Annotated in this window: 21 protein-coding genes; 5 read left to right on the top strand and 16 right to left on the bottom strand. The window is 51.5% G+C overall.

Annotated features, from left to right (window positions below):
• Positions 1–66: 66 nt before the first annotated feature.
• From F3F93_RS01020 to F3F93_RS00995, 6 genes are all read right to left on the bottom strand, one after another.
• Entirely contained in the window at positions 67–732 is a 666-nt protein-coding gene (locus F3F93_RS01020) for a DUF1614 domain-containing protein (RefSeq protein WP_176957297.1), read from the bottom strand.
• Positions 733–788: 56 nt separating this feature from the next.
• Positions 789–1,475, bottom strand: a complete 687-nt coding sequence (locus F3F93_RS01015; protein ID WP_176957296.1) for a rubrerythrin family protein — start codon at positions 1,473–1,475, stop codon at positions 789–791.
• A gap of 61 nt (positions 1,476–1,536) precedes the next feature.
• Positions 1,537–2,919, bottom strand: a complete 1,383-nt coding sequence (sthA, locus tag F3F93_RS01010) for a Si-specific NAD(P)(+) transhydrogenase (RefSeq protein WP_176957295.1) — start codon at positions 2,917–2,919, stop codon at positions 1,537–1,539.
• Positions 2,920–2,978: 59 nt separating this feature from the next.
• The gene (gene nifJ / locus F3F93_RS01005) at positions 2,979–6,563 is read right to left on the bottom strand and encodes a pyruvate:ferredoxin (flavodoxin) oxidoreductase (protein ID WP_176957294.1); all 3,585 of its coding nucleotides are present in this window, start codon (positions 6,561–6,563) and stop codon (positions 2,979–2,981) included.
• A 17-nt stretch (positions 6,564–6,580) separates the two neighbouring features.
• Positions 6,581–8,230: an NAD(P)-binding protein gene (locus F3F93_RS01000; protein WP_176957293.1), complete on the bottom strand. Its 1,650-nt coding sequence runs from the start codon at positions 8,228–8,230 to the stop codon at positions 6,581–6,583.
• Positions 8,231–8,309: 79 nt separating this feature from the next.
• Positions 8,310–8,726 (bottom strand): rhodanese-like domain-containing protein, encoded by a 417-nt coding sequence (locus tag F3F93_RS00995; RefSeq protein WP_176957292.1) that lies wholly within the window; start codon positions 8,724–8,726, stop codon positions 8,310–8,312.
• A 250-nt stretch (positions 8,727–8,976) separates the two neighbouring features.
• Between F3F93_RS00995 and F3F93_RS00990 the strand changes: the two genes are divergently transcribed.
• On the top strand, positions 8,977–9,534 hold the full coding sequence (locus tag F3F93_RS00990; RefSeq protein WP_176957291.1) for an NnrU family protein: 558 nt from the start codon (positions 8,977–8,979) through the stop codon (positions 9,532–9,534).
• A gap of 17 nt (positions 9,535–9,551) precedes the next feature.
• On the opposite strand, the gene F3F93_RS00985 is transcribed toward F3F93_RS00990, so the two are convergent.
• The 4 genes from F3F93_RS00985 to F3F93_RS00970 form a co-directional block, all read right to left on the bottom strand.
• Positions 9,552–10,634: a DUF3524 domain-containing protein gene (locus F3F93_RS00985; protein WP_176957290.1), complete on the bottom strand. Its 1,083-nt coding sequence runs from the start codon at positions 10,632–10,634 to the stop codon at positions 9,552–9,554.
• 85 nt (positions 10,635–10,719) lie between these two features.
• Positions 10,720–11,133 carry a hypothetical protein gene (locus F3F93_RS00980; RefSeq protein ID WP_176957289.1) on the bottom strand — a complete coding sequence of 138 codons (414 nt, stop codon included), beginning with the start codon at positions 11,131–11,133 and terminating at the stop codon, positions 10,720–10,722.
• Positions 11,134–11,148: 15 nt separating this feature from the next.
• A complete protein-coding gene (locus tag F3F93_RS00975; RefSeq protein WP_176957288.1) occupies positions 11,149–12,288 on the bottom strand; it encodes a hypothetical protein in 1,140 nt (379 codons plus the stop codon).
• Positions 12,272–12,760 (bottom strand): DUF1566 domain-containing protein, encoded by a 489-nt coding sequence (locus F3F93_RS00970; RefSeq protein WP_176957287.1) that lies wholly within the window; start codon positions 12,758–12,760, stop codon positions 12,272–12,274. The genes F3F93_RS00975 and F3F93_RS00970 overlap by 17 nt, the downstream gene beginning before the upstream one ends.
• Positions 12,761–13,175: 415 nt before the next feature.
• Between F3F93_RS00970 and F3F93_RS00965 the strand changes: the two genes are divergently transcribed.
• On the top strand, positions 13,176–14,924 hold the full coding sequence (locus F3F93_RS00965; protein WP_176957286.1) for a WG repeat-containing protein: 1,749 nt from the start codon (positions 13,176–13,178) through the stop codon (positions 14,922–14,924).
• Between the two features lie 128 nt (positions 14,925–15,052).
• Here F3F93_RS00965 and F3F93_RS00960 read toward each other — a convergent pair whose 3' ends face one another.
• Positions 15,053–15,451, bottom strand: coding sequence for a hypothetical protein (locus F3F93_RS00960; RefSeq protein ID WP_176957285.1), 399 nt, complete (start codon positions 15,449–15,451; stop codon positions 15,053–15,055).
• A 205-nt stretch (positions 15,452–15,656) separates the two neighbouring features.
• Between F3F93_RS00960 and F3F93_RS00955 the strand changes: the two genes are divergently transcribed.
• Positions 15,657–16,124, top strand: coding sequence for a hypothetical protein (locus F3F93_RS00955; protein WP_176957284.1), 468 nt, complete (start codon positions 15,657–15,659; stop codon positions 16,122–16,124).
• Positions 16,125–16,172: 48 nt separating this feature from the next.
• Here the strand turns inward: F3F93_RS00955 and F3F93_RS00950 are convergent, their stop codons facing one another.
• From F3F93_RS00950 to F3F93_RS00930, 5 genes are all read right to left on the bottom strand, one after another.
• Positions 16,173–17,642 (bottom strand): tetratricopeptide repeat protein, encoded by a 1,470-nt coding sequence (locus F3F93_RS00950; RefSeq protein WP_176957283.1) that lies wholly within the window; start codon positions 17,640–17,642, stop codon positions 16,173–16,175.
• A 120-nt stretch (positions 17,643–17,762) separates the two neighbouring features.
• Entirely contained in the window at positions 17,763–18,314 is a 552-nt protein-coding gene (locus F3F93_RS00945) for a YSC84-related protein (protein WP_176957282.1), read from the bottom strand.
• Between the two features lie 131 nt (positions 18,315–18,445).
• Positions 18,446–18,862, bottom strand: a complete 417-nt coding sequence (locus tag F3F93_RS00940) for a CoA-binding protein (RefSeq protein WP_176957281.1) — start codon at positions 18,860–18,862, stop codon at positions 18,446–18,448.
• A gap of 18 nt (positions 18,863–18,880) precedes the next feature.
• Positions 18,881–19,846 (bottom strand): hypothetical protein, encoded by a 966-nt coding sequence (locus F3F93_RS00935; protein WP_176957280.1) that lies wholly within the window; start codon positions 19,844–19,846, stop codon positions 18,881–18,883.
• A gap of 82 nt (positions 19,847–19,928) precedes the next feature.
• Entirely contained in the window at positions 19,929–20,507 is a 579-nt protein-coding gene (locus F3F93_RS00930; RefSeq protein WP_241696873.1) for an OmpA family protein, read from the bottom strand.
• Positions 20,508–20,757: 250 nt separating this feature from the next.
• On the opposite strand from F3F93_RS00930, the gene F3F93_RS00925 reads away from it, so the two are divergent.
• Together F3F93_RS00925 and smpB are read left to right on the top strand one after the other, a co-directional pair.
• Positions 20,758–21,387, top strand: a complete 630-nt coding sequence (locus F3F93_RS00925) for a TIGR04211 family SH3 domain-containing protein (RefSeq protein ID WP_176957278.1) — start codon at positions 20,758–20,760, stop codon at positions 21,385–21,387.
• Between the two features lie 248 nt (positions 21,388–21,635).
• On the top strand, positions 21,636–22,076 hold the full coding sequence (gene smpB, locus F3F93_RS00920) for an SsrA-binding protein SmpB (protein WP_176957277.1): 441 nt from the start codon (positions 21,636–21,638) through the stop codon (positions 22,074–22,076).
• Positions 22,077–22,166 lie beyond the last annotated feature (90 nt).

Below are 22,166 nucleotides of genomic sequence, written 5' to 3'. Positions count from 1 at the left end.
CTGTCTGATAGATGGTGATAAAAAAGGCTCCTTCGGGAGCCTTTTTTATTGGCTGATTGTCGGATGCTAAGTAAGTAGCACAGCAACGATACCGGTGAGAAAGATGCCGTCGAAGGTGCCTGCGCCGCCGATGGAGGCGACGGGGGTGCCGAGTCTGGAGATATCCTTCATGTGCATCAGATCGGCGCCGATGATCACACCCAGTGTGCCGGTGATGTAGGCCAGTGGTGCGGCATATTCACCGCCGAAGGTGATGGCGATGATGGCGGCGGTGACCGGGGCGACGAGCGGCATCATACCGATACCGATACCGGGAATCGGGCGGCTGGCCAGATAGCAGATGATCGAGCAGAGGCCAGTTGTGAGTAGAAGTGCAGAGGTCGGAATAGGGAAGCGATGAATCAGGCTGGCAGAGAAGACCAGTGGAATCAGACAACCGCCAACATTCACAGCAATCACTGTTTTTCCTTCAAACGGAATCGGAATATGCAGCAGCCCCTGCGGTGTATTGATTTTAATCTCGACTTTCGGCATCTCTGCCTTGATGGAGAGCAGCGGCAGATTCAGCAGGCTGCCCATCAGAGAGAAGAGCAGAAGCAGCATGCCCTGATTAGGGGAGAGTCCGAGCTTTGCAAAGACCAGTGATACCAGTTCCATCTGTACCACGACCAGCAGCAGAGAGATAAGCAGGATGAGCAGCAGCAGGCGGGAGGGGGAGAATGAGTTGCGCATACTTCTATTGTAACAGAAATAGTGCCTTGCCGTGCCTCCTTGTCAGAGCGAAGAGGTCAGGGCTTTGGGACTTCGATATAGGTTGCTACCGGCATATGGCATACCGGGCAGTGATCTTCGGGTAGTTCGGTGACAGTGGTGCCACACGTCTGATTGACGTAGTAGCGTTTGCCACCTGCTGCGCCGAAGGTTGCCAGCACTTTGTTGAAAAGGCGCGCAGTCTGGCTCTGCATCTCTTCGATCAGCTTGCGGTGATGTTTCTCTGCCTCCCAGGCATATTCGATATACTGTTGCGCCTGCTGGTGCCCTTCCGGGGCGATGCGTCGGATATAGCGGGGGTATTGGCTGTTGATCTCTGCCAGTTCTGTGGTTGAGGCATATGCAAGATTGTCATCGGTTGATGCCACTTTGATGGATGAGAGGTCAATGGTGGCAGTTTTGTCGCCGAGGCTTTCGATCAGCGCTTTGAAATGGTCGGCATGGATGGTCTCGGAGAACGCGATGGCTTTAAAGAGATGGGCGATACTGGCATAACCCTCGGCGCTGGCGCGATCTGAGAATAGCTGGAAACGGTGTGCAGCACGCACCTCGATACCGTAGAGCATCTGCATGACAGCCAGAGTTTCACGGTGCTGTTGGGCTGGTTTCTCTGCGGCCAGTACGATATGCGCGTTGCCGGTCAGGGCAAACAGGAGTGCGATGAACAATGTCCATGCAGTGGTGCGGCGCACGGTCTCTTCCATAGACAGGCCATTATACAGCAGGGATTGCCCAATGGTACCCCTTGTCTGTCTCAGGTAAGGCTTATGGTTTCAGATTCTCCAGGCAGTCGAGCGCAGCAAGTTTGTAGCACTCTGCCAGTGTCGGATAGTTGAATACATTGCTGACCAGATCATGCACTGTGCCGTTAAAATGCATCAGTAGCTGGCCGGTATGGATCAGTTCGCTGGCATGTTCACCGGCAATATGGACACCAATCAACTTGTGCGACCTGGCATCCACGATCAGCTTCACCAGACCAATGCTGTCGCCGATAATCTGACCGCGAGCGCTCTCTTTAAAGTTGCCGCGCCCAACCACGTAATCAAGCTTCTCTTTTTTCGCCTCTTTCTCGGTTTTGCCGACCCAGGAGATCTCGGGAATCGCATAAATGGCCATCGGCAGATGCTCGGCCATGGCGTGCGTTTTGCCTGCAAAAGCGTGCAGTACGGCAGCGCGTCCCTGCTCCATGCCGGTTGAGGCCAGCGCAGGCCAGCCGATCAGATCGCCTACGGCATAGATATTGGGGGTGCTGGTCTGAAAATTATCATTCACACTGATCCACCCCTGATCCAGCTCAAGGCCGACCTTTGGTGTGTTCAGACTCTGTGAATTGGGCTCTCGACCCAGCGCATATAGCACTGCCTCGGAGTAGAGCTTTTTGCCCGACTCCAGCAGGGTAAGCGTGCGACCCTCCTCAATACTGATCGCAGCTACGCGCTCCTGCATATGAAACTCAACACCCATATTTTCAAAGGATTCAGCCAGAACGCCAACCACATCTTCACTGAGATAAGCCAGCAGCTGTTCATGTGAATCAACAACAGTGACCTCAACACCGAGAGCAGCAAAGATCGATACGAACTCACAGGCGATGACACCGCCACCCACCACCAGAAGGCTTCTTGGTAGTTTTTTAAGATTGAGGATCGAGGTGGAGTCGAGTACCGTTTTTTTATCAAACGGGATATGCGAGGGGCGACGTGGTCTGGAGCCGGTGGCCAACAGAATAATATCAGCGGTCAGTTGTCTGGAACCACCAGAGCTGTCCATCACCTCCAGCGTATGCGCATCAACAAAGGAGGCTTCACCCGGAATCAGGCTGACCCCCGACTTCAGTAGCCTCTTTACGATCACCGACTCCTGCTGGGTGATGACCATATCCTTGCGTCGTACCGCCTCAGCCATGACACCGTAACGGGCTGTACGGGATGCTTCACGCATACCCTGCGCACCTGTTCTGGAGGCAAGATAGGCAGCTTCACGCAGTGCTTTGCTGGGGATGGTGCCTGTCTGCAGCCCGGCGCCACCGATGCTCGGCTTACGCTCAACAATCGCAGCTTTTTTGCCCATGCGAGCAGCCTGCCAGGCGGCATGTTGACCTGCAGGGCCGGATCCGACGATCAGGATGTCATAATCATACTTCATGGTGCGCTCCTGTCTGGCAGTGTTAAAGCAATATCCCCGGCAGGCCGGGGATATCTCTGTTACTTCATGGGCTGGAACTCAGAAGGATCCTGCTCGGCCATGTGTTCATAGGTGGCCCAGCGCAGATCGGCTGACTCCTGAGCCAGACCCATCAGACGTTCCGCCTCTTCCGGGTGACTGCGCTGCAGTAGTTTGTAGCGCATCTCGGTGTAGGCGTAATCGCGCACCTTCATCGTCGGTGTTGGCGAGTCCAGTACGAATGGGCGCTTGCCAGCCTGACGCAGCATCGGATTGTAGCGAATCAGTGGCCAGTAGCCTGAGGCAACTGCCATATCCTGCTGATTCAGACCCTGCGTCATATCGATGCCGTGTGCGATACAGTGGCTATAGGCAAGGATAATGGATGGGCCGGGATAATCTTCGGCCTCACGCATCGCCAGCAGTGTCTGCTGCGGGTTGGCACCCATAGCAACGCGGGCTACGTAAACATTGCCGTAGGAGATCGCCTGTAGTGCCAGATCCTTCTTGCCGACCGGTTTGCCAGCTGATGCGAACTTCGCAGTGGCACCTATCGGTGTCGATTTCGAAGCCTGACCACCGGTATTGGAGTAGACCTCGGTATCGAGTACCAGCACATTGATATTGCGACCTGATGCCAGCGCATGATCGAGTCCGGCAGAGCCGATATCATAAGCCCAGCCATCACCACCAATCAGCCAGACACTGCGGCGAACCAGATGGTTAACCACGGTGAGCAGGTTCCTGGCACGCGGATCATCTATGCCTTCAAGTACCAGTTTCAACTTCTCAACGCGTTCGCGCTGCTGGGTGATGCCGGAGCCGATGCTCTGGTCAGCATGGATGATCTCATCGATAAATGAGGCATCGAAATATTCACTCAGCCCCTGCAGCTGCTGCTTGGCCATGTGCGTGTGCTGGTCGGCGGCAATGCGCATGCCCAGGCCGAACTCGGCATTGTCCTCGAACAGCGAGTTGGACCAGGCAGGGCCTCTGCCATCCTTGTTCGATGTCCACGGCGTGGCGGGCAGGTTGCCTCCATAGATAGAGGAACAGCCGGTGGCGTTGGCAACCAGCAGACGTGGACCGAAGAGCTGGGTCAGCAGCCTCACATACGGGGTTTCACCACAGCCTGAACATGCACCGGAGAACTCGAACAGTGGCTCAAGGAACTGCGCACCACGAACCGATGAGTAGTCGATGGTGCCGCGATCGTTGTAAGGGAGGGTCTCAAAGAACTCAACATCCTTAATTCCCTGCTCCAGCATCGGCGCTTTTGGCGTCATGTTGATCGCTTTTCTTGATTTGGTTTCATCGGTCAGGTCAAAGGCAGGGCATGCATGTACGCACATTTCACAGCCGGTACAATCCTCCTGATAGATCTCAAGCGTATAGCGGGTTTCAGGGAAGCCGCGGGCTGATACCGGGGCGGAAGGGAAGCCCTCATGGGCATTTTCCAGATGGTCCTCATGGTAGAACTTGGCACGAATGACACTGTGCGGACATACAAATGAGCAGTTGCCGCACTGGATGCAGACATCCGGCTCCCACTTGGGCACGAAGTCGGAGATATTACGCTTCTCCCACTGCGCAGAACCTGAAGGGTAGGTGCCATCCACCGGAATCATGGAGACCGGCAGATCATCACCCTTGCCTGCCAGCATCGGCGCGATCACATTCTGGATAAACTCAGGCGCCTGTGCAGGCACCATCAGATCCATAGCGTGCTGGCTGGTGGCTGTGGTCGGTGTCTCGACCTTGTAGAGGTGATCAAGGGCTGCATCCACCGCTTTAAAGTTCTGTTCAACCACATTCATGCCTTTACGGGCATAGGTCTTCTCAATGGCAACCTTGATCTGGGCAATCGCCTCATCACGCGGCAGTACGCCGGAGAGGGCAAAGAAGCAGGTCTGCATGATGGTGTTGATGCGGCGACCCATGCCTGCATTGCGGGCTACGGTAGAGGCATCAATAACATAGAAATCGATATTTTTATCGATAATGGTCTGCTGCACAGGTTTCGGCAACTCATCCCAGATCAGCGCTGCAGATGTCGGGCTGTTGAGCAGGAACACAGCGTTCTGCGCCGCTTTATCGAGCATATCCACCTGCGAGATAAAGGTGGCTTTATGGCAGGCGATAAAGTTGGCTGAATCGACAAGGTAAGGGGCGCGAATCAGATCGGCACCAAAACGCAGATGGGATACGGTCTGTGAGCCCGCTTTTTTCGAGTCGTAAACAAAATAACCCTGACAGTTCAGCGGCGTGTTCTCACCGATAATCTTGATGCTGTTTTTATTGGCTGAAACGGTGCCATCGGAGCCCAGGCCGAAGAAGAGGGCACGGGTCACATTGGCAGGCTCAATATTAAAGCTCTTGTCATACTCAAGGCTGGTATGGGTCACATCATCATTGATGCCGATGGTGAAGCTGTTTTTCGGCGTCGCTTTGGTCAGCTCATTAAACACAGCTTTGACCATGGCCGGAGTAAACTCTTTGGAGGAGAGGCCGTAGCGGCCACCAACCACCCTTGGCAGGGCAGGCAATTCACCGATCATCACCGATTCGGAGAGTGCAGCCATGACATCCTGATAGAGCGGCTCACCATAGGCGCCCGGCTCTTTGGTACGATCAAGCACAGCGATCTTCTTCACTGTTGCAGGTAGTGCCGCAAGCAGGTGCTGGCGCGAGAACGGACGGAACAGACGCACATTGATCACGCCAAGTTTGGCTCCCTGCGCATTGAGTACCTTGATAGTCTCTTCAACCGTTTCAGTGCCTGAGCCCATGATAATAATCACATGCTCTGCATCGTCTGCACCGAAGTAGTCAAACAGGTGGTACTGGCGACCGGTCAATCCGGCCAGTTGATCCATCGTATCCTGTACGATGCCGGGTACGGCATTGTAGAAGGCGTTGGAGCTTTCACGACCCTGGAAGTAAACGTCCGGATTCTGTGCGGTGCCGCGAATGAATGGATTATCGGGGTTCAGGGCGCGGCGACGATGGGCGAAGACCAGTTCATCATCGATCATCGCTTTGATCTGATCATCGGAGATCAGGCTGATTTTATTGATCTCATGCGAGGTGCGGAAACCGTCGAAGAAGTTCATGAACGGTACGCGCGCCTTCAGCGTCGCGGCATGTGCGATCAGGGCTGCATCATGCGCCTCCTGCACAGAGGCAGATGAGAGCACAGCAAAACCGGTGGAGCGGGCGGCCATCACATCCTGATGGTCACCGAAGATCGAGAGCGCCTGCGTAGCCAGTGAACGGGCTGCAATATGGAATACCGTTGAGGTCAACTCACCGGCAATCTTGTACATGTTGGGGATCATCAGCAGCAGACCCTGCGATGCGGTAAAGGTGGTGGTCAGAGCTCCGGTCTGTAGCGCGCCATGCGCGGTGCCGGCTGCACCACCCTCGGACTGCAGCTCAATGACTTCGGGAACCTGTCCCCAGATGTTGGGTTTACCCTGAGCCGCCCACTGATCGCACAGCTCCGACATATCGGAGGAGGGGGTGATCGGGTAGATCGAGCAGACCTCATTGACCCGGTAGGCGATATGGGCAACAGCGGTGCCGCCATCGCAGGTGATCTGTTTGGCTTTATTCTTCTCAGTCATCGTGTCGTTACCCACCCTTATTCCTGACCTGTGCTTGTAGTCTCTTCCTTGACCATCTCAATGGCATGGCACGGGCACTGCTCAAAACAGGAGGCGCAACCGGTGCATTTGTCGTAGTCATACATATAACGTTTGCCTTTACCCAACTTGATGATCGCATCCTCCGGGCAGGAGCCGTAGCAGCCGTCACACTCAAAACAGTTGCCGCAGGAGAGGCAGCGTTTGGCCTCAAACAGCGCCTCTTTTTCACTGTATCCCTGCAGAATCTCTTCGAAACCGCCCAGACGCTGTTCAGGAGAGAGTTCACCCTGTGACCGTTTTGGTGCTTCGGTGCTGTACCAGAGTTGAAGTTTGTCATGTTCGACAATCGGGTGTTTGGCGGCAGGCTCATAGGCATCACCACGCAGCCAGGCATCGATATAACGGGCCGCTTTTTTACCATGCCCTGTAGCGATAGTGACCGAGCGCTCGCTTGGCACCATATCACCACCGGCAAACACACCGTCTGCTCCGGTCATCATATTCGGGCCAACCACTACCGTGCCATCCCGGTTGAACTCAATGCCTTCCACCTTTTTCAGGAAGCCGGTGTCGGTATCCTGACCTACTGCCATAATCAGGGCATCGGTCTCAAGTGTTTCAGTCTCACCGGTTGGTTGCGGACGACCATTTTCATCGAGCTCCATCACCTCAACGGTCATGGTGGTGCAGTCGATCTCTTTGATGGTGCGCAGCCAGTTGATCTTCACGCCCTCTTCGATTGCTTCATCAGCTTCGAAATCGTGGGCAGGCATGCTGGCGCGATCACGGCGATAGATGATCACCGCCTCTTCAGCACCAAGGCGCTTGGCTGTGCGTGCCGCATCCATGGCAGTGTTGCCGCCGCCATAAACAGCGACCCTGCGACCGAGCTGCAGATCTTCACCATGTTCCACGCTTTTCAGGAAGCTTACCGCATCCATCATCTTGCGGGCATCACGGCTTGGAATCTCAATGTTTTTGCTCAGGTGGGCGCCCACGGCAACGAACACAGCATCAAAGCCGCCCTCAGCTTTGGCTGCTTCGATATCATCGACACGGCAGTCGAGAACGATCTTCGCGCCCATATCCACAACACGCTGAATCTCCTGATTGAGCTCCTTGCGAGGCATGCGGTAAGCAGGAATACCGAAATGGATCATACCACCGGCAAACGGGCCTGCTTCACGGATCTCCACTTCATGGCCAAGGCGAATCAGGTGGTAGGCCGCGGAGAGGCCGGATGGCCCGGCACCGATAATCAGTACGCGTTTGCCACCGGCAGGTGCGGTGAATTCGGGTTTCCACCCCTTCTCCATAGCCAGGTCGCCAAGAAAGCGCTCAACAGCATGAATGCTTACTGTGTCATCTGTGTAGTTGCGATTACAGGCGGTTTCACACGGGTGGTAACAGACACGCCCGTGAATGGCCGGAAAAGGGTTGTTCTCCAGTAGTTTCTGCCAGGCGGCCTCATACTCACCGGCCTGTGCCAGTGCCAGCCAGGCCTGAATATCTTCGCCAGCAGGGCAGGCGTGGTTACATGGGGGCAGGAAATCCATATATACCGGTATACGTGAGCGGTGTGCACCGGTGCCGGTATCATGTTTGGTCAGGTCAAGACTGCCTGTCATGTATTTATTAGAACTCATAGGGCTACTTCTCTCAGTCAGAAATATTCGTCCAGCTATAAAGCGGGAAACTATAATCTAAATTGTTGCGGTTGAGTACTCACAGTTGAGCACTTTTCTCTTTCGGTTCGGTGAACGGGAGTCCGGCCGCCTGCCAGCCCGACCAGTCACCCTGCAGATGAAAAACCTTGCTGAACCCAGCCTCAATCAGGTTGGCCTCAACCATGGAGGCGCGCATGCCGGTAAGGCAGTAGACCACGACAGTTTTATCTTTATATGTTTTGATCTCATGTATGCGGCTCTCTATCTCACGATGGTCGATATGCATCGCGCCCGGGATATAACCTTGCGCATATTCACCGCCAGTACGCACATCCAGAATCAGCGTCTTCTCTCCTTCGCTCAGGCGCTTTAACAGCTGCTGCTGGGTGATGCTGCCAGCCCCGCTATCAAAGGAGCAGGCTGCAAGCAGGCTGAGGATAGATGTCATCAGAATAATCAGGCGTGGTTTCATCATGGTCATCCTTGATCCTAAGGATACTCTGAACAAGTCAGAGTATCCGAGCAGGCTATGGATGGCCTGCCAACATCATGCACTCTAAGTGCTTGATGTTGTTAGCAAAGGAATAATGACACTTTTTCCTTTGCGTGCTGAATACCTACACGGATGTAGTTATTCAGAGTGTCCCTAAATATAACTTTCATTCAACCTTAACATGGCAACCATAACTTTTCTCCACTTTGGAATACAGAACAGGGGGAAAAACATGGAACTTCTGATAGCCGGATTGATCATCTTCTTTGGCATACACCTGATGCCCGCCAGCTCTTCACTGAGGAGTTCACTTCTCAGCAAGCTGGGTGAGAAGGGTTATAAAGCTGTTTTTGCGCTGATCTCCCTGGCTGGCATGGTGCTGATTGTGCTGGGTAAAGGGGCTGCGGATTTTATCGAGATCTATGAGCCGCCAGCATGGGGTATGCATGTGACAGGGCTGCTGATGCTGTTTGCTCTGCTGGCGATGGTCTCATTTATCATTAAATCGAGACTCAGAAAGATCACGCCCCACCCGATGCTCTGGGGTGTCTCCTTCTGGGCGACGGGGCATCTGGTTGCCAATGGCGATCTGGCCTCCTTGCTGCTTTTCGGAAGCTTCCTGCTCTACTCTCAGTTAACCATCATCACGGCTAATCGACGTGGTGCCAGGGTGAGTGATGAGAAGATCTCACTGATGCAGGATGGTGTGGCACTGGTGGTGGCCGCGCTGGCCTATTTTGGCCTGATGATGTTCCATGCCAGCTTTACAGGCATCTCCCTGATCTCCTGAGCCGGTGAACCCTTTTTTCAGGGTTTGATACTGGTGTGCAGTAGCATCTCATACCGGTCAGCGAGATTGCTCCATGAGCGGTGCGTGATATCGAGCTGTTGTGGTTTCGTCTGTAGTTCAATGATTTTTTCGACCATCGCAGAGGCCTCCTGCTCCGGATCTTCCGGATATGAGCCACTAAGGCAGTTGGCCGGAATATATTCCGGATAGGCAAGCCTGTTGGGGGCAACCGGGGTGCAGCCGCAGGCGATCGCCTCCTGCATGGCCAGCCCCTGAAAGTCATGCAGGGCGGTGGAGAAGACGATATCCGATTTCTGCAGTACCTGCAGATAGTCATTACGATCCTCAATATAACCCCAACTGAGAATCTGCGCCTTAAACACCTCTTTTATATGATCAAAGGCTTCCGGCCATCTGCGGAAACGCTGGCCGAGCAGATGGATTCTGAAATCCACGCCTCTGTGCATGAGATCTTTTAACAGCAGGTGTAGTCGATCCGGCCCTTTGTCGTACTCCCAGCGGTGATTCCAGACCAGTATCACAGGCTCATCAGGCGAGCCTTGCTTTTGCCTGAAACAGATATCATCAACAGGAACAGGGAGTTCGCTGCTTTTAGCCTCCAGTGCGGTGATCACGGAGAGCGGCGCGTGATCAGGCATCTTTTTCAGCAGGGCTTTTGCACCATGCAGGAATGTTTTGCGGTTATAGGCTGAGTTGAACAGCAGGCGATCTGCCGCCATGGCACTGTAGATCGAAGTGATCTGCGCTTCAACGCTGCTGTGGGCATGGCCCGATTCGGGGTAGGCGAACTGGTTTTCGTGAAAATAGAGCAGGCTGGGTATAGCTGCCAGATTGGGCTGCAGCCCCTTCAGGGTGGCCAGATCCACCATCGATGTGGCGATGATCAGATCGAATGTTTGCTGCAAGAGATCCTGCTGTTCGGCAATCCAGGAGAGGGCATTGCCACGGATACGCCATGAAAAAAACCTGTCCGGCAGTGTTAACACTGTCCACTGATGTTGCGGCAGGTTGGCAGCAAGACCTAACCGCCACTGCCGGTGGCTGGCGGCATCATAGGCGGAGAGCAACAGGATACGCATGCAGCCATCCTGAATGATGAAGACCTGCCTTCAAAGTTATAATAAGCGAGCTGGCTTGGGCCAGTGAAGGTCGCCTCCATATTAGTTACTCAGCAGCAATCAATGCGACAAATCGATCCAGATGTTTTTTTAAACGTAATCCACGCGGTGGATTTGGCCCTTTGGGGTAAATTCCGACAGAGAGGTTAAGTCCCTTCTTGTTGATTTCGATTATCTCAATGGTATAGAAAAAACCCCAGTGAAACCAACTGGTTCGGGGCTGATCAAAGACGAAACGCGTCGATTCATCAGTGGCGGCCATCAGCTTAATGCCAGCCTCATCTAAACGCTTTGGCATCTCTTCCTCAAAGGTGTTGTGATCCATTTGAAGAGAGATATTATCGATCAGCAGAGGAACGATCTCATCGGGAGTCAATGCCATCTCCTGCTTTCTGGATTGTCGCCAGAGCATCAATCCGATAAACAGTGCCACAATCAGCCAGGGCCATAGGTTGTCCATACTTGAGTCCTCGTTTTATTGAAGCGTGGTCATTGCTTCAGCTTGAGTTGATCTTTTGAACACCTTATCGCCATCCCAGTGAACTTCCATGAGTCGGTGCTGATTGTTGAGCCAATAGGTTGCCTGTGCCGGACCGGATTCTATGAATTTATGCAGGTTCTGATTGTCTGTGTCTTTTCCCGCATAACGGATTACAACATTCTTCTTCAGATGCAGCTCCAATGTCTCGATGAGATTCAAAGATCTGCTGAAGCCTTTTTTAAAGGGCATTTTTTCAATCAATGAAAAGAGCAGAAAATCAGTGGTGGTTGCAGAGGGGATTGCGACATCTGCGGCATCACTCTTCCCTTTTGCAAGAATACCATCATTGGTGTTTTGCGAAGCATCTAGCCTGAAGCCTATTTCCCGCTTAATAAGGGGCGTTCTTTTCTCAGAGGTAATGCTATCACTGGAGATGAGCAGCCATTCGGGCGTCAGGGTATGGTCATCTCGGGAGTGGGTGATGGCTGTATAGATCTGTCGATCACCATCCAACTCGCCCAGCAGCAGTTCATGGGTGAATTCTATGAGCATGGGTTGTTCGCGGTTGCGTTTTTGGCTGGCATGAAAGAAGCCCTTTGTTTTGCCTGCAGCATAAAAGGAGAACCACTGCTCTTCTTCGCCTTGCCTGACCGCCGGTTTCACACTGGCTTTTCCCATGCCAAAGGAGATATTTCGCAGTCCATTGAGCGCAATCTCCTGCTCCAGCTCTGGTGTCAACGTTGTGTGGCTGGTGATCAAGCTGCCGTTACTGCTTACAGTCACCAACACCTTCGCACCCTCCTGCGGATAGTAATAGATGGTGCCTCCCACTCCGGTCTCCTGCCAGGCGTGATCAACGGAATAACAGGTGCCGGTAAAGGTTTGGGGAGTATTCATGCTCAGGGCGCGTTCCAACCTGAATGTTACGCGTTTACGGGTGGAGCGTTTGGTCTTCTCCACCGTCTCGACTTTTTCAACGATAGCGATTGCCTTAATTTGGGAGGCGCGGGCTGCCTCGTCATAATGCTTCGCAGGCATAACCGCATGGGAGGGTGTAACTACAGCGCATTGAAGTGTCATGATGCATGCGAGATAAAGGAGGGTGGAAAATAACTTATTATTGTGAAGGTTCATGCTTTTCTCCTTTCTCTTTAGTAATGGAACCTCGCACTGCAAGGGCATCAAACTCATAGGTCACATCAAGCTCTCTTGGATACATTTTCATCTCACCGGAGAGGAAATCAAGACTGGCAGCCTGCTCTCCATCTCCATCACGCGACCAGGCATAGCGCCTCTTTCCTTCAACGGGTGGAAGGTAGCCTAAAGTATAGAGTGGCATCGGTTTCACACTCCGGTATTCATAGACGACCTGCCCTGCCCCTTCCCGAAAGATGCTCTTATACTCCTCAACAGACGGCAATCGCCAGTCGGAGTAACCACCGGCCTTCTTGTTATTAAGATGCGAAACCCAGCTTTTGGCAAAGAACAGGGTGAGGGCGTCGGGGCCACCAAAGCTCTCCCGAAAAGATCGGCAGCTCTGCTTGTACCAAACGAGGCCGGTTTCAGGGGCTTTCCAGGTCATCTGATGCTGACTGTCCGTAGCCACGGTAAAGAATCCGGCATTTAAACCATTTGCGCTACAGAACAGAAGCGACAGCGTAGTCAGTAAAAAAATAGTTCTCCGTTTCAAACCATGCATTCCTCAGTTGAAGTGCAACAGATATGTTTCACCTATATGAGCGTAATTTCTGTTTCTTATTGGATTTTTATTTTATCGCCCTCTATAATTTATAATATCTCATATTAAGAATATTGCACTGGATAAGCAATCATTCTGCCGGGAGGAATATATGCCCAGAACTGCAGTTCGGAGCAGTTTGTTCACTCATACTTCAGCTCAACCCTGGTGTCAGAAGTCCTACCTATGTGTTTGCCTTTTACTGGGCAGTTTTCTGTTTTTCACTACGCCATTCCTGCATGCCGCCTCCCCGACCATAGTGGAAAGTCCGCCCAGACTAGCGGTGGAATCGCTTGCTCAAATTGAAAAAAACAATCCCGCATTTTCCATACTGTTAGATGCTGAATTTGAAAAAAATTCAATTCGTACCACCGGAAATGATAAGTATATTGTGGCCGCCAAAGATGGCTGGTGGCATATGTATGACCAGAATGGGAAGCAGTTGATCAAACCAGGGAAGTTGAAATTTCTACGGCTTGGCGGATCTGATCACAGCCCGATATTCAACAATCCCCGCTTTGATGATGGATATGGAGCTTATAAAGTGGTGGAGGGCGGAGAGAAGAGGAGTATTTTTATCGACAGTAGTGGCGAACAGGCGATAGGCAAATCATTTCTCAACGCCAGTGCATTCAGCAATGGAGTCGCAAGGGTTCAGGGTGATAATAAAAAGTATTGGTTCATAGACGCCAAGGGCAAGGCTTTGACCTCTGAATATCATGACCTTCATGTCATGGAAGGTGAGCGCGCCTTTTACTCTCCCGACGGAAAATCTTGGGGGCTGATGGACAATCAGTTCAAGGTGATTGTCAAACCAAAGTATAAAAGCGTTAACGGATTTACTGATGATGCACTTTTGACTTCTGTTCAGGATCAAAGTGGTCTATGGGGATATATTGATAAAACCGGAAAGACGGTGATCCCGCCAAGATACACATATGCCAGTTCCAATTTTCATAGTGGCATGGCCTCGGTCAGTCTTGAGCCACAAGGAGACAAACAGACATACTTTTTCATAGATAACAGAGGCAACCCACTGCTTGGCAGTCTCAAGATTTACAGTCCCGCCGACTTTTATGACTCCATTGCCGCTGTTGCTAAGTGGATGGATGTTGAAATCTGTCCGGGAGTGATCAAAAACATGCTTGTACATGGAGCGATCAACACCAAAGGCGAGACAGTGATTCCCTTTGTCTATGAGCGTCTAGCCCCAATATATCCTGGCCAAGCGACCACCCAGGCCTCTTACATAGCCTTTAAGTCTAGTCGAGGTAAATGTAGATACATGAAACATGTGGATCTTGTTGTGGATCGAGAAGGGAATGCTTTTAGCTCAAGCGGTGAACTACCCAGACAAGTCAGCCCTGATGCTCCGTTTTATGAAAAACTAAGCATTAAGAGCGGAAGTACAAAGATTGACGGAAAAAGACGCTATGGTTTGAATTATTATGTTGAAGGTGAAGAAGAGAGGAACTATATCAAGCCTCAATTTGAAAGACTGCGCCATGTTTCAGGGCCTTTTTTCAGCTTTTTGGCAACCACAAAAGAGGGGAAGAGGGAGGGCTTGATAAAGATAGCCGAATTAAGTGGCACTACACCCAATCAAGCGCGTGTTGAACATTTCTTAAACACCCTTAAAGCCAAGGCTGCTCAGATTAACAATGGTCCGGTCATCGCAGAATTTGATCAACTGATCGCCGAAAATAAAAAACTCGGAGAAGAAATAGAACAGTTGAGAGCCAGACTCGATGCAGGAGCTGCACAACTGGCAAAGAAAAAAGAGGCTGGAGGATCAACTCAAGCGGATCTGTCGAAGCTTGATAAGTTGTTTAATCAGCAGAAAGAGCTGGCACTGGCCCATGACAGTAATAACAAACGTATTCGCGAACTGGCTGAAGAGAAAGAGGTGGTACTTTTGAATGCTATCTCAGATTTTTCGAATAAACTGGTCTCCGTAATGAATCGGAAAGAGTGGGGGGCTGCGGATCAGATGATCTCATCATGGAGTCTTTCTGGAGAGTTTGGGTATTGAGCGTGGTTTGTTGCATCTGCTAAAGAGTCACGTTTGGCAGGCTCTCTGCCAAACGTGAAATTGCCAATGGATTTAAGCATGTCTCTACTACAGGCATTGAAAAGCCCTATTCAGTTCGGACAAAAAGATTATTGCCTGTATCCTCGGGGACCATTGCAGGTCATTGCCGTTCCAGTAATATTCCAAGTAAGTTTACCGGCGTTTCTTTTGAATTCATGGATGGCACAAGTTTTCATATGTGCATATGTGGTCCAGCCGCTTCTGTCCGCAGTCCATGAGCCTCCACCAACAACCATTAATTGCATGGTGGAGAAGGTTGATCCGCGATAGCGATAGTTCAAGGGCAGGGTAATATGTGCCCACTTTCCCGGTGCCATTTGCGCCACCTCTGTTAGGCCGGCAGCATAGACATGTAGTCGCATGCCAGACTGATTGTTGATACTGATGACTGTTTCGCCGGCCATTGCATTTGAGTGAAACATCAACATGGCTCCCAATGTCGATAACATAATCCATGCTTTTTTCATCGTTACCTCCTTGCGTTTATCCAGTTCACGCAGCCTTCAGGGCTGCTGCTGATCCCCCGGTAGGTTTTCCTAATCAATGCATGTAATCTATTTTAGCTCGAATTATACTTCAATTCTAGGCCTTACTTATTTTATTTGTGGGTATATACCTCCAATAGCTGACGCATAACTATTGCAGCTGACACCGCGATGATGCGCAATAAAGGTGGGAGTGCTATTTTTTGCACAAGGAAAAGGTCATGAGGCAATGGCCGCGTTCCAGCAAAAAATAGAGGTTATTGTGGCTTTTAAAGGTTTACTCGCGAGAGAAGTGGTTTATGGCACGGCTGGGTTGTTGCTTCTTGTTATGTTCGTATTTTTATATCCAAATTACACCCCGCATCCGCCTCCTTACAATATGTATATGAAGAATGCCTTGAGGTCTTTTTATACGGGTTGCGTGATATTCTGGGAAGAGAATGACAACGATATTTTCTGCGATCAGGAAACTGCTTTTAAACAGCTTTACGGAGAAGATCCTCTTCCGTTGAAAGGAAGAGAGGAGATAGCTATCAACGGTGGAGGTACATCGGCAACCTTTTCTGCCACAGCATCCCATAAAATGAGTTCCAAGAAATTCAGGATTAATGCTCAGGGAGAGGTTGAGGAAAGCCCAGGGTTAAAGCCGGACTAGGGCGATGCAAAAAAGAAATTAGAAGCTTTTAGTGGTAATGGTGGCGAACTACTCTTTCTGCAGGCGTGTCACCAAAGAGTGAGCCTGATTTTTCTGGGAATCAAACCAGGGCTGCTTTTCCGTCTCTCTGATGAAACAGTCTCGATAGGCTGCAACGCCTTCCTCTTCCTGGCGGCGATACTCCTCATAGGCCTTCTGATCCTGACTCTGCGAAGCATGATACTTAGCAAGGGCATCAGCTCCCTTAGCGCGGGAGATGTCCCATTTGCTCTTGCATTGTTGGATGTCGGATATCTCCGTAGATGAGGAGGCATTAATCAGGCGAATCTGCTTTTCCTTTACAACAAAAACAAACAGCTCATTGGGAATGGAGGGAATCGTATCTTGTCCACCGACACCCAGGAATGCCCGTGCGAATGGGGTTCCCTTCGTCCGGTTCACCGGTATTTCCGCATAGAGCATGACTCCGGCGTCCGCATGAAAAACGCGCCGATAAAAATCCTCGTTTCTGGAAATCTCTACTAAGCCCTGCGGGAGTTCCGGATACTGGGCCATGTAGTGTTTAAGAAGACTTTCTGTGGTGACGAAAAGCGTTCCATGGTTGGAGTTGAATCTGAGCCCATCAACTTGGGCGTAGCCGGGTTCAGCCTTAAGAGTCCTGATATTGATATGGCCCTGCCCTGGGAACCCTTCAACCTTGACCGTCCCCACGATGGCTCTTATCTGCTTTTCCAGCTCCGCTAACGCTGGCTGTTCATCAGCGGCTGCTTTTGTTGCAAGCTTTTTGCTGAACATATCGCGTGTTGCAAAATAGTGCTCTTCCAGACTCTGATGCTCGGCGAGCCACTTGTTGCGTAGCCTCTCAGCTTCTCTGATCTCTTCACCGGACATCGTTTGGAGTAGTTCGTGCTCGTATTCACGAGCAAGGTCACTTCCGTTTTGAGCAGCCAGATCAAACCACATGTGAGCCAGAGTTTTGCTCTTCTCCACCCCGCGCCCTTTGCTGTAGTGAAGCCCCAGAGAGAGCTGGGCATAGGCATGGTTCTGCTCGGCAGCTCGCAGGTGCCACTTCATGGCCTTGGCATGGCTTTGCGGCACCCCTAACCCTTCCGAGTAGAGCCCTGCAAGCAGATAGGCTCCCTCAGCGTCTCCCTGTGCTGCTGATTTATGGAACCATTGGGCCGCTTCTTTGTAGTTTTGTGAAACACCACCGCGTGCTTCAATATAGGCCAGCCCAAGATGATTTTGTGCCCGGGCCAAGCCCTGTTCGGCCGATTTCTGAAACCACATCAGGGCCTTCATTGGATCTTGGGGGAGACCAAAACCTCTGGAGTAAAGATAGCCGAGATTGAATTGGCCCACAGCATCACCGGTACCAGCCGCCTTGGCTGTTTCTGCGAGATAGGTAGAAAGTCTCTCATTGTTGTAATGCGAGATGCCGCCATCCTCATAGGGGCCTGAAATGGCTTGAGAGGCAAATAATAATCCAGAGAACAGGGTAGTAAAAAAGCGTCGCATGGTTTGATTATAACCAGCGATTAAATAGATGTCATTCTTGTGGATATAGACTTTCGCGAGCACGTCTTATCAGGCTGGCAGCTGTCATGTGCGAGCCGCACGCGTTCCGACGAGTTCGCGTTATTTGTCGAGTTTGGTGATCTTGGCACCCTCAAAGGTGAGATTGTACATCAGCCCCTTGTTGGAGAAGATGAAGCCGATGATCGGGTCTTTGACTGTGTTGGAGTCGATGTCGCCACCTGCACCGATTGTGACCAGGGCAACGCTGCCATCCACGCCGGCTTTCCAGCCCTCGCTGCTCTTGAAGTCTCTCAGTGCCTGCTTGGTCATGAACATGATGATCTGAGATTTCACCTGGGCACCAAGCTGAAAGCCGATGGATGCGGCTGCTGTGCTGTAATAACCTGTGGTTTTGCCACCCTCAAGCATTGCGCCTTCACCATATTCGCCACCGATACCGATACCGGCCTTGAACACATCAGGGAAAACAAGAATAGCCACGGCTTTATTGGCCAACTCCTTGCCTGATTTTACCTGTGAATAGAAGGTGGTTATGGTCGATTTGACCTTGGCATTGATCTCTGTCTTGCTCGCGGCATCGGCTGTAAGTGGTATGCTGAACAGGCTAAGTGCCAGAAACAGGGCGCTTAATCGAATCGTAACTGCTTTCATAGAGCCTCCTTTATCAGGTTGTTACTGCAACTATAGCAAACTCTGGGGCTGTTTGTCGTGGTCGGGTATGATTTGTATCACGTCTCCGCTTCAATAGAGGGCGAGACGAGCGATCTCCTCACTGCTGAGAGCTACCTGATCAGCCGCTGATACTCTACTGCGATGCAGCGATCCATGATGCAGTCCATGCCAGCATCGGTGGCGATCTTCCAGCTCTCAATATTAATAATGCCCAGTTGCAGCCAGAGGCTTCCTGCTGCGATGGCCACCGCTTGTCGTGCCACCTCCGGCGTAAATTCAGCCCGGCGAAACAGATTAACAATATCCACATGTTCGGGGATAGAGGCGAGGTCGGGATAGACCTGCTGACCGAGAATAGTTTTTGCTGTCGGATGCACAGGGTAGACACGATAACCCTGCTGAATCAGCAATGCGGCAATTTTATGGCTGGTGCGATCCTCTTTGGATGAACAGCCGTAGACAGCGACTGTTTTGGCCTCGCTGAGAATTCGTGTGACGGTTGAATCGTCCGGATTCTGCCAGCTCATCGAGAGTAGATGCTCATGCTACTCGGCAATGATATGAGCGATGATCTTATTCTTGCTGAATGGGCTGGCACCTTTTCTCAGAATGACCTTACCTTTGGTGATATCAGTGAGGTTTTTAACCAGCTGTTCTGCGACAGGTTTGTAACTCTTGGCATAGTAGAAGACGGTGGTCTCTTTGGTCATTTTCATCGATTGGCGCTTTTCCGGAAACTTGGCCTTAAAGCCCGATTTTGCCAGCGTGTCGCCAATACTCTGCTGTAGTGATGAGGCAATATTCTGTGTGAAAATATCCAGATCAGCCAGAGCCTCTGAAGGTTTTGCCTCAGCTGCAACGTCTGCAGGTTGCGGCTTTTCAGCCGTCACAGCCTGTTTGCTCTGTGGCTCTATATCAACAGGAGGGGTCTCGACAGCCAACGGCTGTTGAGTCGCAGGCACCGTGTCTGTAGTCGGAGTTACTGCATTGGCCTGTTCAATGGCAGGGCTCTTATCGGCTGCAGGAGCGCTTTTCACAGCTGCCACCTTGCGTTCTGCTGCAGGTTTGGGTTTGCTCTCAGCTTTTACAGTAGCTTTTTTCTTTGCTGTGGCTTGCGGTTTTTTTGTTACAGTGGAGGGCTGGTTTTTCTTGCTCTCCAGCGCACGGTCGAGCTCCCTGACCTGCTCTTCCAGCTCCTTGATTCGGCGATTGGCTTCGCTGAGTTTGTCACTTAGCTCATCCTTCTCATCCAGCAGTTTGTCCCTGTTTCTGATGGTGAGCTCGGCCTCCACCAGCTGCTGCAGGGTTCTAACCTTCATATCCGCGATATCATTCTTGGCCAGCTGCAGCTGATCTCTGGTGTCTCTTAGTCCGCTTTCGATATCGGCCAGATTGTTCTGACGATAATTTACAATACCGGAGATGAGAACAAGAAGCAGGGCGGTGATGGCAATAAGCATCGGAAATCCGATATCACGAATGGTGTCACTTAGTTGTTTCTGCTCTGACATGACTTTTTCCCCTCTGTTTCAGCACTGTTTCCGGCAAAAAAATAGCCCGGTTTTATCCGGGCCACTCAGTCAATCCGGGGAATTATTTTTTTACAAGATGGATCTCAACACGACGGTTTTTAGCGCGCCCTTCAGCTGTTGCATTATCTGCAGCGAAATTGGTGGCACCAAAACCTTCAGCATGGGTGGAGCTTTGAGGGATGCCTGCACTGACCAGAGCAGAGGCAACATTGTCTGCACGAGCCTGACTCAGCTCCAGATTGCTCTTGTAGGGGTGGCGTGGATTGTGTCTGTTGTGGGCGTAGCCGCCAATAGGTTCATCATCTGTAAAGCCACGCACATCCAGTGACTGAATGCGTGGTTTGGAGAGGAACTTTTCAGCCAGGCGTTTAAGTGCGCTACGAGACTGTCTGGTCAGCTCCATATAACCGGAGCGGAAGGATACGGTGACCCAGAGACGGTCATTGGCGATAGAGCTGCTGCTGGCCATGCCTGCCTGAGCTTCAGCTTCCAGACGTGCCACTTCACCGGCTTTCTGGGCGGCAATCTCCTGCTCAAGCTGCTTGAGCTCCTGACGGAGAGAAGAGATCTCTGTCTCCAGCTGATCATTTTCGGTCATTACATCGCCACGGGTCGATTGGACGGTTTCTGGCCCGAACATAGCCTCAATCGTGCTACACGATGACAACAAAAGTATAAAAGAAAGCAGCAAAAATCTGAACTTCATGTTGGTAAAACTCCCTTGCCCTGAAGCAGCAGTGTAGAGAAGGGATTAATGATCGGCAAGCGCCTCGTTTTTACGCATTTTGTGACGGGATTGCGTGAAAACGGGGGTGCTTTGCTAAAGGCTTGGATTTTCCGGTAAAAAACCACGATACTCAGCGAATTATCCATGAGGGAGACGGAGCTTTATGAGGATTGCAGTTGTACTTTTTTTACTCTTTGCGTTTGCAGGCGGTGCGCAGGCTGAGACGCGATATATCGTTGATCAGGCCAAGTTTCCGATGCGTGCAGGTCAGAGTACAGGCCATAAAATTGTACGGCTGCTGCCCAGTGGTGCAGCTGTGGAGTTGCTGGGGCAGTCGGCCGAAGGTTACTCGCATATCAGGAGCTCGGATGGAAAAGAGGGGTGGATTTTAAGCCGTTATCTGATGAAGGTGCCTGCGGCTCGGGATCGTCTGGAGCAGTTTGAGAAGGAGTTGAGTCAGCTGGGTGAGTTGAAGAAGCAGAAGGTGCTGGCTGAACGGGAGCGAAATCGTCTGCAGTCTGAAAACAGCAACCTTGTGAAAGAGCTGGCACTGTTGAAGGAGACGGCGGCAGAAGCGGCTGAGATGATCGCCGAAAACAGGCTGCTGAAAAGCGAAGCTGAAGCCTCGAAAAAGGAGCTCCTGGAGTTCCGCCAGGAGACCGATGACATTACCAGTAGCGCACATCAGCGCTGGTTTATGCTCGGTGGTGGCGCCATTCTTATCGGAGTTCTGCTCGGGCTGCTGCTTCCCTATGTGCGCCTGCGCAAAAAGAAACGCTGGGGTGGTTATTGATTAGATCTGAACAGGTGCTTCCATGCACCAGTTCAGTACGCAAAGGAAAAAGTGTCACAAAAAGGCAGGAGCCGTTTGGACAGCCTCTGGCGGCTCGAAGAGTAAGTGCCAAGATGGCACGCATCATTTTCCCTTTGCTCACAAAAGCATGCTTAAATGACGCATGATTTTGGCAACCCGTCCGTGGGTTGTATTGTTTTTTAAGTTCCTGTGCTGGTCACTTGAGGAATTCGGGTTAGCATTCGCACATGGCTATTGTAAATCGACGTGCCCGGCACGAATATCACATTCTGGAAACCTATGAGACCGGTATGATCCTGACCGGTCCAGAGGTGAAATCTATCCGCAATGGTCTGGCTAATCTGGCTGAAGCCCACTGCATTGTCCGCAAAGATCGGGTGTTGCTGGTTGGTTGTCATATCAGCCCCTATAAGCCTGCGGCGATGAATAATCCGCACGATCCCACCCGTTCCCGGCAGCTGCTGATGCACAAAAAAGAGGTGGAACGTCTGGTTGGCAAGCTGAAAGAGAAGGGTTTAACGGTGGTGCCGTTAAAGCTCTATTTCAACGAACGCGGTTTTGCCAAGCTGGAGATCGGGCTGGCTCGTGGTAAAAAAATGCACGATAAGCGCCATGATGTGAAAGAGCGTGACGTCAGACGTGATCTGCAGCGCCAGTACAAGGTCTAATTCGGCAGCGGCCCCTTTGTCAGAAAACTCAAACCCCACCTGTCTGCCATTCTCCATGCGAAATAGAGGCGGGCTCATTTGGCATGTAGT

Origin of the sequence: Mariprofundus sp. KV (genome assembly GCF_013387475.1) — a bacterium.
GTDB lineage: Bacteria > Pseudomonadota > Zetaproteobacteria > Mariprofundales > Mariprofundaceae > Mariprofundus.
The sequence above is the reverse complement of the archived record's forward strand: the minus strand, read 5'-3'. Positions and strand labels throughout refer to the sequence as shown.